Below are 13,570 nucleotides of genomic sequence, written 5' to 3' on the forward strand. Positions count from 1 at the left end.
TGCTCCTCGCTGAACCTCGATCGCTTCATTCGTCCGTCTCCTTGTCGAAGGCCGGACTCTACCTATCAATGGAGGAAATCTAGGGGCTCAGACCATTCAGGAAGCGGCAGGCGGGCCCGCGATAGCGAAGAAGATACCGAGGTCCGACCGGCTCTTTAGGTTTTCAACGATGCGGCTTTAGTGATGCCTAACGTACTTTTGACCGGGAACGGGGGAGCCGCTCGACATCATTACATCCTAGAACACGACTGCCGTACACAAGGCGGCTCCAAGGCGATTTAATGCGCAAGAGAAAAGTCGATCCGAGCCAACGTTCCCGCCGTCGTTCCCACGAACAGTGAGCTACCACTGACACTCGGAGTTCCACAAATGCCGCCTACGGGCGCAGGTTCCCCGGGATAAAGACCGTAGTTATGTTCTTGGTATTCTTTCCCCAGATTGACCCGACCCAATCGCTCGGTCTCCGGCGTGGCAAGAGAGATAGAAGAGACAAGCTCCTCGTTGACCACATCAACAATCGAGCAGACACCGTCAACTCTACCAATAGCGACGTGGTGGGGACTTATCTGAACAGGCGAAGACCATTGCTGAAAGACATTCAATCCCAACTTAACGCCGCCAATAAGTTCACCGGTATCAGGGCTAAGGAAGGCAAGACGATCGGTGTACGCGCTAGCCACAACTAGTTTATTCGCGACCATCACAGGAGTGGTGCGACAATTTCCGAACGACTCTTTTTCGTCAGAATTAGACGCCGCCCACACAACACTTTCTTCGCGCAGATCGACACAAAAAACTGCCGGGTTGCGGTCGTACGTACATCTCGCGAAGCCGATATAAGCTTTGTCGCCGATGACGAGCGGCCTAGATGAGATTGAGGTGCCTCCTGCAAACTCTCCATCAGGTGCCAAAGCAATCGGATGAGTTAGCAACTTTCCTGTTTGAAGCGACCCTTTTAGGACATCTCCATTCTCAGCGACAGCGACAAAGCCGTCGGAACCGATCGGCATTAGTCCGGCACGAAACCCACCCCCGCGTTCTCCTAGCGTATGCAGAATGCTTGAACCGCTCTCGACATAATAGAATGTCCCCAAATGAGATGCGAAGAACGCCTTCCACGCCCCCACCGCTTGGAAGGTCAACGGCTCGCCAAACACGGGTGAGTCTGCGCGGTAAATCTCTGCGATTTCACCGTTTGCAGAATCGATAACAAACACATCGCCTGAGTCGGTCGGCGCAATGATTTGCCTACCCACCACTACGATCTCATTGACGTCGGAAAGAGTAGGGGTGAACCACACAACCTCGCCACTCTTCACATCGATGCAGTAGACGCCGTCATCTTTGTCTCGCTGATTCCAGCGCTTGCCACACGTGCCCAAGAAAAGGTGCCCCCCTTGGACAATCATCGTATTGCGGCTCTGGATACTGCCAATCTGAATCTTCCAAACGATTCTAGCTCGCGCGGTTCCGGTTTTGATCGTCATCTGCCGAGGTCCGCCTCTACCATATTAAGAAACACATCCATCTCTATTTCGTCGAGATTCGTCCATTGGAGGTTGGCTAAGCTAATGCTGCCTACTACAAGATCAGGTGGTGTGCAGTCTTCGATCAGCAAGGGTATCGCAAACCGTGTATTTGGAGGCATGTAGGCCATTGCCTCTAGCGCCAACCGAAACTCGTTTTGCACATATCCTACCTTCGCGATTGACGTTGACGAGAGAACCAGAATCACCCTCACAGCGCGCCTGATCTCTTCGGAAAGCCTCCGCCGCCAATCTTCTCCAGGTATCAAGCCGTCCGCCTGATAGGGCGCGGGAGGCTTATCCATCCACGGCTCCAGCCCTCTAGCTTTAAGCGCACTGTAGAGTTCGTGAGCAAACTCCGTGTCTTCTTTAGCGTATGAGATGAATATGCTCACCCTCTATCGCCCCATTCCCATCGTGACACTTCGGGCCTCGCGCCCCTATTTTTGAGGCTTTGCTGCTGAGCCTCGGTCTGTCACGCACAATGGTGATCGGCAAGGGTCTTTACGTACCCATCGGGAGCATATTGTGACCGCCCGCCGCCGCGATTTCCAGCGCGCGCTTCGCGGTCTCCTGCCCCTTTACCTGTTTGAGATCGGGGCCGTCGAAGCGCGCTTCCACCGCGCCCGCGACCGGCGCGGAAAGCAGTTGCTGTCCTTTCAGATGGTTGAGAAGCCCGATCAGGTCGGGCGCGGCGACCACTTCGACCGATGCCGCCCAGGCCGCCTCCGCCCCCTGCACCGCCGGGCAGATCAGCCCCTTATCGACCGCACCTGCATGCAAAGCGGCGAGCAGCACGCCGGGCGACGCAGCGATGCGGGCGTCGAGGCCAAGCTCGCCCACCACGACATAGCCCGCCAGCGCCTCAGCATCGGCGATGCCCATTGCGGCCAGCACGCCTAGCGCGATCGGCAGGTCGAAATGCGATCCTTCCTTGGGCAGGTCGGCGGGCGACAGGTTCACCGTGATCCGCTTGGGCGGCAGCGCGAGCCCGATCGCTGCCATTGCGGCGCGCACGCGTTCGCGGCTTTCGGCGACCGCTTTGTCCGGCAGACCGACAATCACAAAGGCGGGAACCCCCGCCGCCACCTGCACCTGAACCTCGACTGCGCGCGCATCGAGCCCGAGATACGCCACTGTCGAGACGATCGCGACCATATGAACTCCCCCCTGCCGGCCATCCTCATACCGTTTTTTCAGCGCTGCGGAACACCGGTCGAACGCAGGGGCGTGCGCAAAGCGCTTGCACTGGTGCCGGACGACCACCCATATGCAGGCCGTGTCCGGCATTTCCCCTTCCCGCTTCGGCGGTCTGTTCCGCCTGCCGCTGCTGTGCGTCGGCGTGCTGCTGGTCATCATATCGCCGATTGTCGGAGCGATTCCGGGGCCGGGCGGGATATTCGTGTTCGCCGCCGGGCTGGTGCTGGTCCTTCAGAATTCGCAGATGGCGCGAAAGCATTTCGTCCGGGCCAAGCGCCGCTGGCCGCGCGTCGGCGATCTGGTCGACCGGGCATTGCGCAGGCGCAGTGCGCAGCGGCGCAGAAAGCGGGAAAAGCGCGCCGCGCGTTGACTTAAAGTGCACTCTCGCTTATGGACCCGCCCGTCAAGGCCGCCGCTATGGCGGCCCTTTTAGTTTTGAATACCTAGGGAATGAGCGATGAAGCGGACTTTTCAGCCGAGCAATCTGGTGCGCGCGCGCCGTCACGGTTTCCGTGCACGCATGGCGACTCCGGGCGGCCGCAACGTGATCCGGGCACGCCGTGCACGCGGTCGCAAGAAGCTGTCGGCCTGACACAACTTACCCGCCGCGCGGACTATCTGGCGGCAAACCGGGGGGCGAGAGCCCCGATGCCCGGTTTCGTCCTGCTGGTCCGCGCGCGGGATGATGGCGATGCCACGAAGCGCATCGGCATCACCGTTTCGAAAAAGGTGGGAAATGCCGTGGTGCGCAATCGCATGAAACGGCGGTTCCGGGCTCTGGTCCGGGACGTCCTGCCCGATTCGGGCATTGCCGGCGCCGATCATGTACTGATCGGTCGGCCGGGCGGAATCGAGCGTGATTTTTCACGGCTCAGGGTCGAACTGAAAAAGGCGCTGGGGAAGCTGGCGCGGTGATCGCGAAGCTGCTCATCCTGCTCGCGCGCGGATGGCAATATGGCCCGTCGCTTATCCTGCCGCCCACTTGCCGCTACACACCCTCCTGTTCGGCCTATGCAATCGAGGCGTTACGCCGCTATGGCGCGCTGAAAGGTAGCTGGCTTGCGCTTCGTCGCATTGCCCGCTGCCATCCTTGGGGCGGATCGGGTTACGATCCCGTTCCGGAATCGGGCGAGACACGAAAATGCTGTCATCGCCATGGCGGGGAATAGTTGGTGAAGGACGAATACAAGAATTTCATCATCTTCGCGGTGATCGCCGCGTTCGTGCTGTTCGCATGGCAGCCGATCGTCGATCATTTCATGCCCGCCAGTCCCGAGCCGACCACCGCGCAAAGCGGCGTGAAGACCGAGCCGAAGCCCAATCCCGCTGCCGACCCGACCGCCGACTCCCCCGCGGCGACTCGCGACCGTGCGCAGGTGCTGTCCGAAAGCAAGCGAATCCCGATCGATACGCCGACGCTGAAAGGATCGATCAACCTTCGCGGCGCGCGGATCGACGATCTCGTCCTGAAACAATATGACGAGACGATCGCGAAAAATTCACCGCCGATCCGCCTGCTGTCGCCTGCGGGCGCGCCCGGCGCCTATTTCGCCGGGTTCGGCTGGCGTACCGAGGGCGTGAAAGCGCCCGGCGCCGATACGGTGTGGCAGGCGAGCGGCAATCCGGTACTCGCGCCCGGAAAGCCGGTCACGCTGACCGCCGATAACGGTCAGGGCCAGCGCTTTCAGGTCGAGATCGCGGTTGACGACCAATATATGTTCACCGTCAAACAGACGGTCGGCAATGGCGGCAATGTGCCGGTTCAGGCCGTCCCCTATGCACTGGTCAACCGCACCGGCGAATCGAAGGACAAGGATACCTGGACGATCCATACCGGTCCGATGGCGGCCTATAACGGTTCGGCGGATTACGGCATCGATTTCAAGGATCTGAGAGACGCGCCCGCCAAATTCGATTCGACCGGCGGCTGGCTTGGCTTCACCGATAAATACTGGCTCACCGCGCTCGTGCCCGATCAGTCGATACCGTTTGCGGGCCAGTTCCGCGCCGGCGGCAATGACAGCTATCAGGCCGATTATGCCCCGGCCAATGTCGGCATGATCGCACCGGGCAAGCAGCTGAGCTACACCTCGCGCTTCTTTGCGGGCGGCAAGGATGTGTCGCTGCTCCAGCATTATCAGAATGACGGCCATATCGAACTGTTCGACAAGGCGATCGACTGGGGCTGGTTCGAAATCGTTGAAAAGCCGATCTTCTATTATCTCGACTGGCTGTTCCGCCATATCGGCAATTTCGGTTTCGCGATCATCCTTTTGACCTTCACCATTCGCGGGCTGATGTTCCCGATCGCGCAGAAGCAATTCGCGTCGATGGCCGGAATGCGCGCGCTGCAGCCGAAGATGAAGGCGCTGCAGGAACGGCATAAGGAGGACAAGCCGAAGCTTCAGCAGGAAATGATGAAGCTGTATAAGGAGGAGAAGGTCAATCCGCTCGGCGGATGCGCCCCCACCCTGCTTCAGATTCCGGTGTTCTTCGCGCTGTATAAAGTGCTGATGCTGACCATCGAAATGCGGCACCAGCCGTTCATTCTGTGGATCAAGGATCTGTCCGCGCCCGACCCGCTGACCCCGGTCAATCTGTTCGGGCTGATCCCGTTCGACCCGCCGGGCTTCCTGCATATCGGCGTGGTGCCGATCCTGCTGGGCATTTCGATGTTCTTCCAGTTCCGCCTGAACCCGGCACCGATGGACGATACGCAAAAGCAGATTTTCGGCCTGATGCCCTGGGTGATGATGTTCATCATGGCACCGTTCGCGGTCGGGCTTCAGATTTACTGGATCACCTCGAACGTGCTCACCATCGCGCAACAGCAATTCCTCTACAGCCGCCACCCGGCGCTGAAGAAAAAAGCCGATGCAGGCACCGGTGGCTGAGTTCGATCCCGAACTGGTCGAGCAGGCGCGTAAGGTCTTTGCCGGACCGATCGCGTTCCTGAAATCGGCACCCGCGCTGCAATTTCTGCCCGATCCGGCGGTGCCCGAAGTGGCATTTGCCGGTCGGTCGAATGTCGGCAAATCCTCGCTGCTGAACGCGCTGACCAATCGCAACAGCCTTGCGCGCACCTCGGTCACACCGGGACGCACACAGGAGCTGAACTTCTTCGACGTGGGCGATCCGCTGCTTTTCCGGCTGGTCGATATGCCGGGCTACGGCTTTGCCAAAGCGCCGAAGGATGTCGTTAAGAAATGGCGTTTTCTGGTGAATGACTTTCTGCGCGGGCGGGTGGTGCTGAAGCGCTCGCTCGTGCTCATCGATTCGCGTCACGGGATCAAACCTGTCGATGCCGAGATCCTCGATATGCTCGATGGTGCTGCGGTCAGCTATCGCCTCGTCCTCACCAAGGCCGATAAGGTAAAGGCGACCGAGCTCGCCCGCGTGCTGCAGGAAACCGAAGCGGTGGCGCGCAAACGCCCCGCCGCCCATCCTGACGTGATCGCGACGTCGTCGGAAAAGGGCATGGGCATTCCGGAACTGCGCGCTGCGGTGTTCGAAGCGGTTACCTGACATTTCGCCGCATTAAGCCAACAACCCTTTGTCATTCCCGCGCACGCGGAAATCCGGGGCGAAAGGCGCACAAGCCAATTCTGACTCCCGCTTTCGCGGGAATGATGCGAACTGGCGACCTGAGCGAACGTGCATTGCCGCGCTGGCATCCGCCCGCTATCCCCTCGCCCATGAAACTGATCATCGGTAACAAGGCCTATAGCTCCTGGTCGCTGCGCGGCTGGCTCGCCTGCAAACAGTCCGGCCTTCCGTTCGAGGAAGCGGTGGTCCCGCTCTATGACGGCGAATGGGATCAGCGGCGCGAGGGCGATGAATTCGCCCCCTCATCGGGCAAGGTGCCGATCCTGTGGGACGGCGATGCGGTCGTATGGGACAGTATGGCGATCGTCGATTATCTGAACGATCGCACCGGCAATACGCGCTTCTGGCCGAAGGATGACGCCGCGCGCGCGATGGCGCGATCGATGGCGGCCGAAATGCATTCGAGCTACACCGCGCTTCGCCGCAAATGCCCGATGAACATCCGGCAGGTATTTCCGGCCCGGCGCCCCGACGATGATGTGCTTGCCGATCTGTCGCGCATCATGGAGCTATGGGCGCAGGCACGCGCGCGGTTCGGCGGCGACGGCGATTTCCTGTTCGGCGCATTCGGCGCGGTCGATATCATGTTCGCGCCGGTGGTGACGCGGATCGTCAGCTATCAGCTTCCCGTCGCCCGGTTCGCCCCTGCGTATATGAATGCGGTGCTTCAGCATCGCTGGATGCAGGACTGGATCGCAGCCGCGCAGGAAGAAGACTGGGTGATCGAGCGATTCGAACCGCAAGCTGTCTGACCGGCAAGGCCCAACCAGAACGGACCGCGCCCGCCCGGATCAAAATTCGCTGCCGTCCTTGCGGCGATACCGGCCGTCCGCGCCCAGATGCATATCGATATCGGGATAGTGGCAGTCGCTGGTCGGGGGCCGCCCGACGGCAATGAAAACACAGTCGGTATCGCCGCGATTCTGCAAAACATGGCCGTTGCCGTCATCCATCGGAAAGGCCGCGCAATCGCCGGGGCGCAGCACCGTTTCGCCCGAATCGTCGACCAGCACCGCCTCCCCGGCCAGCATGACGACGAATTCATCCTCGCCCGCATGCCAATGGCGCTGCGCCGACCATGCGCCGGGTTTCAGCGTGACATGGCTCACCCCGAACTGGGTCAGCCCGCCCGCCGGGCCGAGCCGCCGATACCAGCGGCCCGCGACCTTGTCGGCATATTCGGCCGGATAGCCGGTCCGGTTCGACTGCGGGATTGTATCGAGGTTCAGCTTGGGCAATGCATATCTCCCATGACGAATAGCGACACCATGACCGAAGCGACGGCGCTCGCCACCCGCCTGATAAACGCCGAAAGCGTGACCCCGGCAAGGGGCGCGGTGTTCGATGTGCTGGAGGCGGCGCTGGTCCCGCTCGGGTTCCGCGTGGATCGCTTCGTCGCGGGCGAAGCGCCTGACGGGCCGGTCGAAAACCTCCTTGCCACGCGCGGCAGCGGCGGCCCGCATTTCGCCTTTGCCGGGCATCTCGATGTCGTGCCGCCGGGCAAGGGCTGGGCGAGCGATCCGTTCGCTGCCGAGATTCGCGGCGGCCTGCTCCATGGGCGCGGTGCGGTGGATATGAAGGGCGCGATCGCTGCCTTTGTCGCCGCGATCCCGCCCGAACAGGAAAGCGGCGCGATCACCCTCATCATCACCGGCGATGAGGAGGGACCGGCAGTGTTCGGCACGCGCGCGCTGATCGACCGGATGCGCGAAACGGGCGTTGCGCCCGATATGTGTCTGGTCGGCGAACCGAGTTCGGTTCAACGGCTCGGCGATATGATCAAGATCGGGCGGCGGGGCTCGGTCAATATCTGGATCGATGTGCCCGGCAAACAGGGGCATGTCGCGTATCCGCATCTCGCCGATAATCCGATCCCGAAGCTGGTCGCTGCACTGAATGCGATCGATGCGATCGAGCTCGATCAGGGCACCGACTGGTTTCAGCCCTCGAATATCGAAGTCACTGACATCAGCGTCGACAATCCGGCGCATAATGTCATTCCCGGCCATGCCACAGCGCGGCTCAGCATCCGCTTCAACGATCTGCACAAGGGCGAGGCGCTGATTGCGCTGATCGAGCGCACCGTACGCCCTCATACCCCGGAAGCACGCGTTTCCGGCATCGTGTCGGGGGAGGCGTTCCTGACCCGGCCCGGTCCGCTTTCCGATCTGGTCGGCGATGCGATCGAAGCAGCGACCGGCGCACGGCCTGAATTGTCGACCACCGGCGGCACATCGGATGCGCGGTTCCTCACCCATGTCTGCCCGGTGGTCGAATTCGGCCTGCTTAATGCGACGATGCACAAGCTCGACGAAGCGGTCGCGCTGGCGGATCTCGAACAGCTGCGCGCCATCTATGCCGATATCCTTATGCGGGTCTTCGAAGGGTGACCTGCTCTTCGCTTCTGCCCATCCATTCGAGGAAATGATCCTCAGGCATCGGCTCGGCAATCGCATAGCCCTGTAAAATGTCGCAGCCGATGATTCGCAGCGTTTCGGCCTGATCCGGCGTTTCGATCGCCTCCGCCACTGCCTCGCACCCGATACCGTGGATCAGCGCGATCACCGCCTGCGCGATGGCACGGGTTTCGGCGCGTTCGGCAATATCGACGATGAGCGTCCGGTCGAGCTTGATCCGGTCGACCGGCAGTCGCTGCAATCGCGCCATGTTCGAATAGCCGGTGCCGAAATCATCGATCGCAACGCTTGCCCCGTCGCCGCGCAGCGCAGCGATCGCGTCGAGCACTTCGTCGCTGCAGTTCATCGCCAGCGTTTCGGTCAGCTCAAGCTCAAGCAGCGCGGCGGGCGCGTCGGCGTCGCGCAGCGCCTTGCGCAACCCCAGAAAGAAGGTCGCATGGTCGAGCTGGCGCGCGCTGATATTGACGCCCAGCCGCTGCGTCATGCCCGCGACATGCCAGCGCCGGATCGTCTGCGCGACCTGCTGCGTCACCCATTCGCCGATTTCGACGATCAGCCCGCTTTCTTCGGCGCGCTGGATGAATTCCAGCGGCATCCGCAGCCCGTCGGGGTGAAGCCAGCGCAGCAGCGCCTCCGCGCCCACCACCGCCCCCGTCCGGGCACTGACCTGCGGCTGAAAGACCAGCGCGAACTGCCCCTGATCCAGCGCCTCGCGAAGGTCGCTCTCCATCTGCGCACGACCGGCGATCGTTCCGGCCAGCCGGTCGCCGAACAGTTCCACCCTGCCCCGGCCATGCGCCTTTGCATGATACATGGCGGCATCGGCGGCGCGCATCAGCTCGTTCAGCGTCACGCCATGACCCGGGTATATCGCAACCCCGACCGACGCGCCGACCTGCACCGGCTGATCGGTGAGTGTGAAAGGCATGTCGAATGCCCCGAGAATCGCCCGGCCGACGCGATCGGCCTCTGCGGCATCCACGATGTCCGGATAGAAAAGGGTGAATTCATCGCCTGCGATCCGGCCGACCAGCGGGCTGAACCCTTCATCGCCCGCGAAGCGACCGGCCACCGCGCATAAACGATTGGCGACCAGCGATAACAGCATGTCGCCTTCGGCATGGCCCAGCGTATCGTTGACCTGCTTGAACCGGTCGAGGTCGATGAAGAACATCGCTGCCCGGCGCGAATCGCTCATATCGGCCAGCACATGCTCGCAATTGCGACGAAAGCCGATGCGGTTGGCGAGGCCGGTCACCGGATCGACCATCGCCAGACGCTGCACATTTTCGAGGTTGGAATTGAGCTGACCGAATAATCGCTCCATCGCACGGGCGAGGCGTGGTGCACGCCGCTTCACCTCATGCGGTACCGGGCTGCGCAGATCACCGTTCGCCGCCTGCGCCAGCCGCGCGATCGCGGCATCGAGCGCCGCTCCGATAGCGGCAAAGGAACGCCGCGCCGCCAGCCAGCACAATAGCGCGCAGATAATGGCGGGAACGGCCGCACCCCGGACATCGGCGAAACGGACATCGCGCGAACCCGAAAAACAGAGCGCAAGGAGGAACGCCACCAGCCCTGCCGCAACCGCAACCGGCAGAGCGCCGATCCCCGGTGACACCGTACCCAAACGCCACGGCTTGCCGAGCATCTTTATAAAGACATCTATGCTGCGCATCTTCGAAATACGACGATACGCCAAAAAGGTTAATACAGCTTAATCAGACCGTCCGATTTCGCCGCAGGACGATATAAATAGCACCCTGCCCGCCATGACGCGGATGCGCGCCCCGGACAGCGGCGATATGGCCGGAATGCGGCGATATCGCGAGCCAGTCGTGCACCGCCGCCCGAATCGCTCCGCGCGCAAAGGGCCGTTCGACACCCGGGCGCGGCGGCTTTCCGGTGACGATCAGCAACACGCGGTCGCCGCGCGCAACCGCTCCGGCCAGTCCGCGCTCAAGCGTCGCATGCGCACTGGCAAGGCTGTGGCCGTGCAGGTCGATGCTCGAATCGGGGATGATCTGCCCCTTGCCGATCCGGCGGTCCCAGCCCGCATCGAGCGTATTGGGCATCGCCCGCACCATCGCTCGCGGCTCGGCCTTGTGCTGAACCGGCGGCACACGCCCGGCGCGCTTTTTCGGCGGCGGCGGCGGCGCAGCCCGGACATCGACCGGCGGCGCGACCGGTTGCGGGCGCGGAGGTGAATCGCGTCGTAATGGCCGGACCGTGGCCTTTACCCGCGCCCAGATCGCCGCTTCTTCGGGACTAAGATCCCGGCGTGCCATGCGCGATCGCCCGCTCTGCCGCTGCTTTGGGCAGAAGGATATAGCTGGTTCCGCGCGCCGACATGCCCCCCGCTATTTCGCGCGCCGAATCGCCTGCGCCCCAAAAGGTGTCGAACCGGTTCGCCCCCTTGATCGCGCCGCCGGTATCCTGCACCACCCACAGTCCGTTCGCTTCGCCGCGATCGGTCGTAAGGAACACCGGAGCGCCGAGCGGCACGAAATCGGGATCGGCGGCAACGCTCGCCCGCGCGGTCACCGGCAGGCCGAGCGCACCGAGCGGCCCCGGCCCGTCAAGCACGCGGAAGAACACGAAACTCTTATTTTCACGCATGATCGCACGGCCCTGTTCGGGGTTGGCGTGCAGCCATGCGACCATGCCCTGCATCGACGCCTGATCGCGCCCGATCAGCCCGCGATCGAGCATCAGCCTGCCGATGCCGGTATAGCTTCTCCCGTTCTGCCCGGCATAGCCGATGCGAATCACGGAGCCATCGGGCAGGCGCAACCTGCCCGAACCCTGAATTTGCAGGAAAAACACTTCGACCGGGTCCGCTGCCCAGGCAAGCTCGAGCCCGCGCCCGTCAAGCGCACCTTCCTCGATCTCGGCACGGTCATAATAAGGCACCAGGTCAGTGCCATCGACCCGGCCACGCACGTGCTTTCCCGAAAGCGACTCGCTGAACCGGCCGAGATCGACATCGACCAGATCGGCGGGCCGGGCATAGATCGGCGTTTGATACACCCCGCCCCGGTTTCGCGCGGCGCGTATCTCCGGCTCATAATAGCCCGTCGCGAACGCCTTGCCGTCACCCACGCGAACCGCAGCGAAATGGTTCAGGAAGAAATTGCGCGCCGCGCCGGGCGCAACATTCGCTGCGGCATCGCACGCCTCGCGCCAGTCATTGCCCTCACTAAGGCCGCTGCGATCGTTACGTTTGACGAGCGCCGGACAGGAAATCCGAAAGGCGGTCAGCGCCCGCGCTGCCATTTCTTCGGTAACGGGCAGCGTATCCAATGGCGGCCCGGCAACCACCCCAGCTGCCGAGGCATCCTGCGCTTTCGGAGTTCCTGCCTTGTCCGGCGCAGGCTTTTGCGGCGGAGCAGCGGGAGTTGGATCAGAAGGCGGCGGCGTCTGCGAACCCGAACAGGCTGAAACCATCAGCGCCAGACCAGCCGACGCTATTCCCCCCGCTTTACGCATCGCCTCTCAGGCCTCGTCGGTTTCGACCAGCTTCCAGTTCGGATCGTCGCTGCGCAGATTTCGGCCAAAGGTCCACAGGTCGTGCGTCTGCACCGCATCGCTCAGCGAACCGGCGACGACTTCGCCCTCGGCATCGCGCGTTACCGCCGCAATATCGGCATCGAACCGCACCGTGACCCGGGCCTCGCTGCCTTCGATGCCGGCATCGGCGATCACCGCCCGCTCGATCGACACAAGCCGGTTTTCGAGGCGATGTCCTGCCTGTTCGCGTGCATCGATCGCCGATTCGAACGCGGCTTTGACATCACCGGCCACCAGCCAGTCGAGCGTCTCGCGATCGCCCTTCCAGAAGGCTTCCAGAATCATCTTATAGGCCGAGCGCGCGCCTTCGACGAATTGCCCCACGTCGAAATCGGTTCGTGCACCGACCAGTTGGCGAACGCCGCCTTCAGCACCGGGTTCGATCAGACGCGGGCCGCCTTCACGCGGTTCGGCAGGCGCGTCGACGGAACGCGGCAGCGGCTGCTGCGACGTACGTTCCTCCGCAGGTCTGGGCAGCGGCTGTTCGTGTCCCGTGCGCTTGCCGAGTACCGAATACAGGCGAAGCGCCAGGAAACCGGCCACCATGGCGAGGAGAACTATATAGATGAGCACCGTTCCTCCGACTTTCTTGTCCGCTAACATAAGCGTAACATCGCCGTCTTTCAAATGGCATCGCCGAGGCCGTTGAACTGGCGCTGCCCTGCTGCTACGCGCGATCGTCATAGTAACGCGGAAGATGCCGCGCTTATCCGACGAGAAGGAATTTTAATGGCCGAGCAGGACGAATTCGTCACCACGGGCGCTACGACCGCGAACGGCGCGGACAATATGCCGATGGCGAACCTGATTTCGCAATATGTGAAGGATCTTTCGTTCGAAAATCCCAATTCACCGCATGTGTATCAGCGTGAAAACGCGCCGCAGATCGATGTCCAGTTCAATATCGGCGTCAATCAGGTCGGCGACGATGTTCACGAAGTCCTGTTGAAGATCGAAGCGCGCGCCGAACATGACGGTCAGGTAACGTTCCTCGTCGACCTCACTTATGCCGGCCTGTTCCAGCTGCGCAACCTGCCGCAGGAGCATCTTCAGCCCTTCCTGCTCGGCGAAGCGCCGCGCCTGCTGTTCCCCTTCGCTCGCCGCGTGCTGGCCGATGCGGTGCGCGACGGCGGTTTCGCACCGCTGCTCCTCGATCCGCTCGATTTCAACGCAATGTATCAGCAGCAGCTGCAACAGCATCAGGCCGCGACGCAGGGCGACGCCCCGGTCGGCAACGCCTGATCCGAACGC

At 62.2% G+C, this 13,570-nt stretch carries 16 protein-coding genes and 1 pseudogene; 9 read left to right on the top strand and 8 right to left on the bottom strand.

The genetic code is table 11. From position 1 onward, the window contains the following. Positions 1–278: 278 nt before the first annotated feature. The 3 genes and pseudogenes from EV664_RS16730 to EV664_RS16740 all read right to left on the bottom strand — a co-directional run. The gene (locus EV664_RS16730; RefSeq protein ID WP_133496870.1) at positions 279–1,487 is read right to left on the bottom strand and encodes an outer membrane protein assembly factor BamB family protein; all 1,209 of its coding nucleotides are present in this window, start codon (positions 1,485–1,487) and stop codon (positions 279–281) included. After that, a complete protein-coding gene (locus EV664_RS16735) occupies positions 1,484–1,921 on the bottom strand; it encodes a toll/interleukin-1 receptor domain-containing protein (protein WP_133496871.1) in 438 nt (145 codons plus the stop codon). The genes EV664_RS16730 and EV664_RS16735 overlap by 4 nt, the downstream gene beginning before the upstream one ends. A 115-nt stretch (positions 1,922–2,036) precedes the next feature. Further along, positions 2,037–2,684, bottom strand: a pseudogene (locus tag EV664_RS16740) (magnesium chelatase domain-containing protein); the annotation flags it as partial. Positions 2,685–2,796: 112 nt separating this feature from the next. On the opposite strand from EV664_RS16740, the gene EV664_RS16745 reads away from it, so the two are divergent. From EV664_RS16745 to EV664_RS16775, 7 genes are all read left to right on the top strand, one after another. After that, complete coding sequence (locus EV664_RS16745) at positions 2,797–3,096, top strand: hypothetical protein (RefSeq protein WP_229668324.1); 300 nt, start codon at positions 2,797–2,799, stop codon at positions 3,094–3,096. An 87-nt stretch (positions 3,097–3,183) separates the two neighbouring features. Continuing rightward, positions 3,184–3,318, top strand: a complete 135-nt coding sequence (rpmH, locus tag EV664_RS16750) for a 50S ribosomal protein L34 (protein WP_010545931.1) — start codon at positions 3,184–3,186, stop codon at positions 3,316–3,318. Continuing rightward, positions 3,315–3,641 (top strand): ribonuclease P protein component, encoded by a 327-nt coding sequence (gene rnpA / locus EV664_RS16755; protein WP_133496924.1) that lies wholly within the window; start codon positions 3,315–3,317, stop codon positions 3,639–3,641. The genes rpmH and rnpA overlap by 4 nt, the downstream gene beginning before the upstream one ends. Next, positions 3,638–3,895 carry a membrane protein insertion efficiency factor YidD gene (yidD, locus tag EV664_RS16760; protein WP_133496873.1) on the top strand — a complete coding sequence of 86 codons (258 nt, stop codon included), beginning with the start codon at positions 3,638–3,640 and terminating at the stop codon, positions 3,893–3,895. The genes rnpA and yidD overlap by 4 nt, the downstream gene beginning before the upstream one ends. A 3-nt stretch (positions 3,896–3,898) precedes the next feature. Beyond that, complete coding sequence (gene yidC / locus EV664_RS16765) at positions 3,899–5,620, top strand: membrane protein insertase YidC (protein WP_133496874.1); 1,722 nt, start codon at positions 3,899–3,901, stop codon at positions 5,618–5,620. Beyond that, entirely contained in the window at positions 5,601–6,251 is a 651-nt protein-coding gene (gene yihA, locus EV664_RS16770; RefSeq protein WP_133496875.1) for a ribosome biogenesis GTP-binding protein YihA/YsxC, read from the top strand. Before yidC ends, yihA begins: the two co-directional genes overlap by 20 nt. A gap of 170 nt (positions 6,252–6,421) precedes the next feature. Beyond that, the gene (locus EV664_RS16775) at positions 6,422–7,084 is read left to right on the top strand and encodes a glutathione S-transferase family protein (protein ID WP_133496876.1); all 663 of its coding nucleotides are present in this window, start codon (positions 6,422–6,424) and stop codon (positions 7,082–7,084) included. A 39-nt stretch (positions 7,085–7,123) separates the two neighbouring features. On the opposite strand, the gene EV664_RS16780 is transcribed toward EV664_RS16775, so the two are convergent. Continuing rightward, complete coding sequence (locus EV664_RS16780) at positions 7,124–7,570, bottom strand: cupin domain-containing protein (protein ID WP_133496877.1); 447 nt, start codon at positions 7,568–7,570, stop codon at positions 7,124–7,126. A gap of 12 nt (positions 7,571–7,582) precedes the next feature. On the opposite strand from EV664_RS16780, the gene dapE reads away from it, so the two are divergent. Then, the gene (gene dapE, locus EV664_RS16785) at positions 7,583–8,722 is read left to right on the top strand and encodes a succinyl-diaminopimelate desuccinylase (protein ID WP_229668326.1); all 1,140 of its coding nucleotides are present in this window, start codon (positions 7,583–7,585) and stop codon (positions 8,720–8,722) included. On the opposite strand, the gene EV664_RS16790 is transcribed toward dapE, so the two are convergent. The 4 genes from EV664_RS16790 to EV664_RS16805 are packed head-to-tail and all read right to left on the bottom strand — an operon-like array spanning position 8,700 to position 12,892. Further along, entirely contained in the window at positions 8,700–10,427 is a 1,728-nt protein-coding gene (locus EV664_RS16790) for a putative bifunctional diguanylate cyclase/phosphodiesterase (RefSeq protein WP_229668327.1), read from the bottom strand. The genes dapE and EV664_RS16790 overlap by 23 nt on opposite strands. A 43-nt stretch (positions 10,428–10,470) precedes the next feature. Further along, positions 10,471–11,037 (bottom strand): Smr/MutS family protein, encoded by a 567-nt coding sequence (locus tag EV664_RS16795; protein ID WP_133496878.1) that lies wholly within the window; start codon positions 11,035–11,037, stop codon positions 10,471–10,473. After that, positions 11,018–12,238 carry a murein transglycosylase A gene (mltA, locus tag EV664_RS16800; protein ID WP_133496879.1) on the bottom strand — a complete coding sequence of 407 codons (1,221 nt, stop codon included), beginning with the start codon at positions 12,236–12,238 and terminating at the stop codon, positions 11,018–11,020. Before mltA ends, EV664_RS16795 begins: the two co-directional genes overlap by 20 nt. A 6-nt stretch (positions 12,239–12,244) precedes the next feature. Continuing rightward, positions 12,245–12,892, bottom strand: coding sequence for a Tim44/TimA family putative adaptor protein (locus EV664_RS16805; protein ID WP_268237688.1), 648 nt, complete (start codon positions 12,890–12,892; stop codon positions 12,245–12,247). A gap of 156 nt (positions 12,893–13,048) precedes the next feature. Here EV664_RS16805 and secB point away from each other — a divergent pair, with 156 nt between their 5' ends. Beyond that, the gene (secB, locus tag EV664_RS16810) at positions 13,049–13,561 is read left to right on the top strand and encodes a protein-export chaperone SecB (RefSeq protein WP_133496881.1); all 513 of its coding nucleotides are present in this window, start codon (positions 13,049–13,051) and stop codon (positions 13,559–13,561) included. Positions 13,562–13,570: the final 9 nt, after the last annotated feature.

This window comes from Stakelama pacifica (assembly GCF_004361835.1).
GTDB classification, from domain to species: domain Bacteria; phylum Pseudomonadota; class Alphaproteobacteria; order Sphingomonadales; family Sphingomonadaceae; genus Sphingomonas; species Sphingomonas pacifica.

Bases quoted from the DNA above. Each gene is read 5' to 3' on its own strand.
- EV664_RS16795 (WP_133496878.1), bottom strand. From the start codon at position 11,037: ATGGCACGCCGGGATCTTAGTCCCGAAGAAGCGGCGATCTGGGCGCGG.
- yihA (WP_133496875.1), top strand. From the start codon at position 5,601: ATGCAGGCACCGGTGGCTGAGTTCGATCCCGAACTGGTCGAGCAGGCG.
- mltA (WP_133496879.1), bottom strand. From the start codon at position 12,238: ATGCGTAAAGCGGGGGGAATAGCGTCGGCTGGTCTGGCGCTGATGGTT.
- EV664_RS16775 (WP_133496876.1), top strand. From the start codon at position 6,422: ATGAAACTGATCATCGGTAACAAGGCCTATAGCTCCTGGTCGCTGCGC.
- rpmH (WP_010545931.1), top strand. From the start codon at position 3,184: ATGAAGCGGACTTTTCAGCCGAGCAATCTGGTGCGCGCGCGCCGTCAC.
- secB (WP_133496881.1), top strand. From the start codon at position 13,049: ATGGCCGAGCAGGACGAATTCGTCACCACGGGCGCTACGACCGCGAAC.
- EV664_RS16745 (WP_229668324.1), top strand. From the start codon at position 2,797: ATGCAGGCCGTGTCCGGCATTTCCCCTTCCCGCTTCGGCGGTCTGTTC.
- EV664_RS16790 (WP_229668327.1), bottom strand. From the start codon at position 10,427: ATGCGCAGCATAGATGTCTTTATAAAGATGCTCGGCAAGCCGTGGCGT.
- EV664_RS16730 (WP_133496870.1), bottom strand. From the start codon at position 1,487: ATGACGATCAAAACCGGAACCGCGCGAGCTAGAATCGTTTGGAAGATT.
- dapE (WP_229668326.1), top strand. From the start codon at position 7,583: ATGACGAATAGCGACACCATGACCGAAGCGACGGCGCTCGCCACCCGC.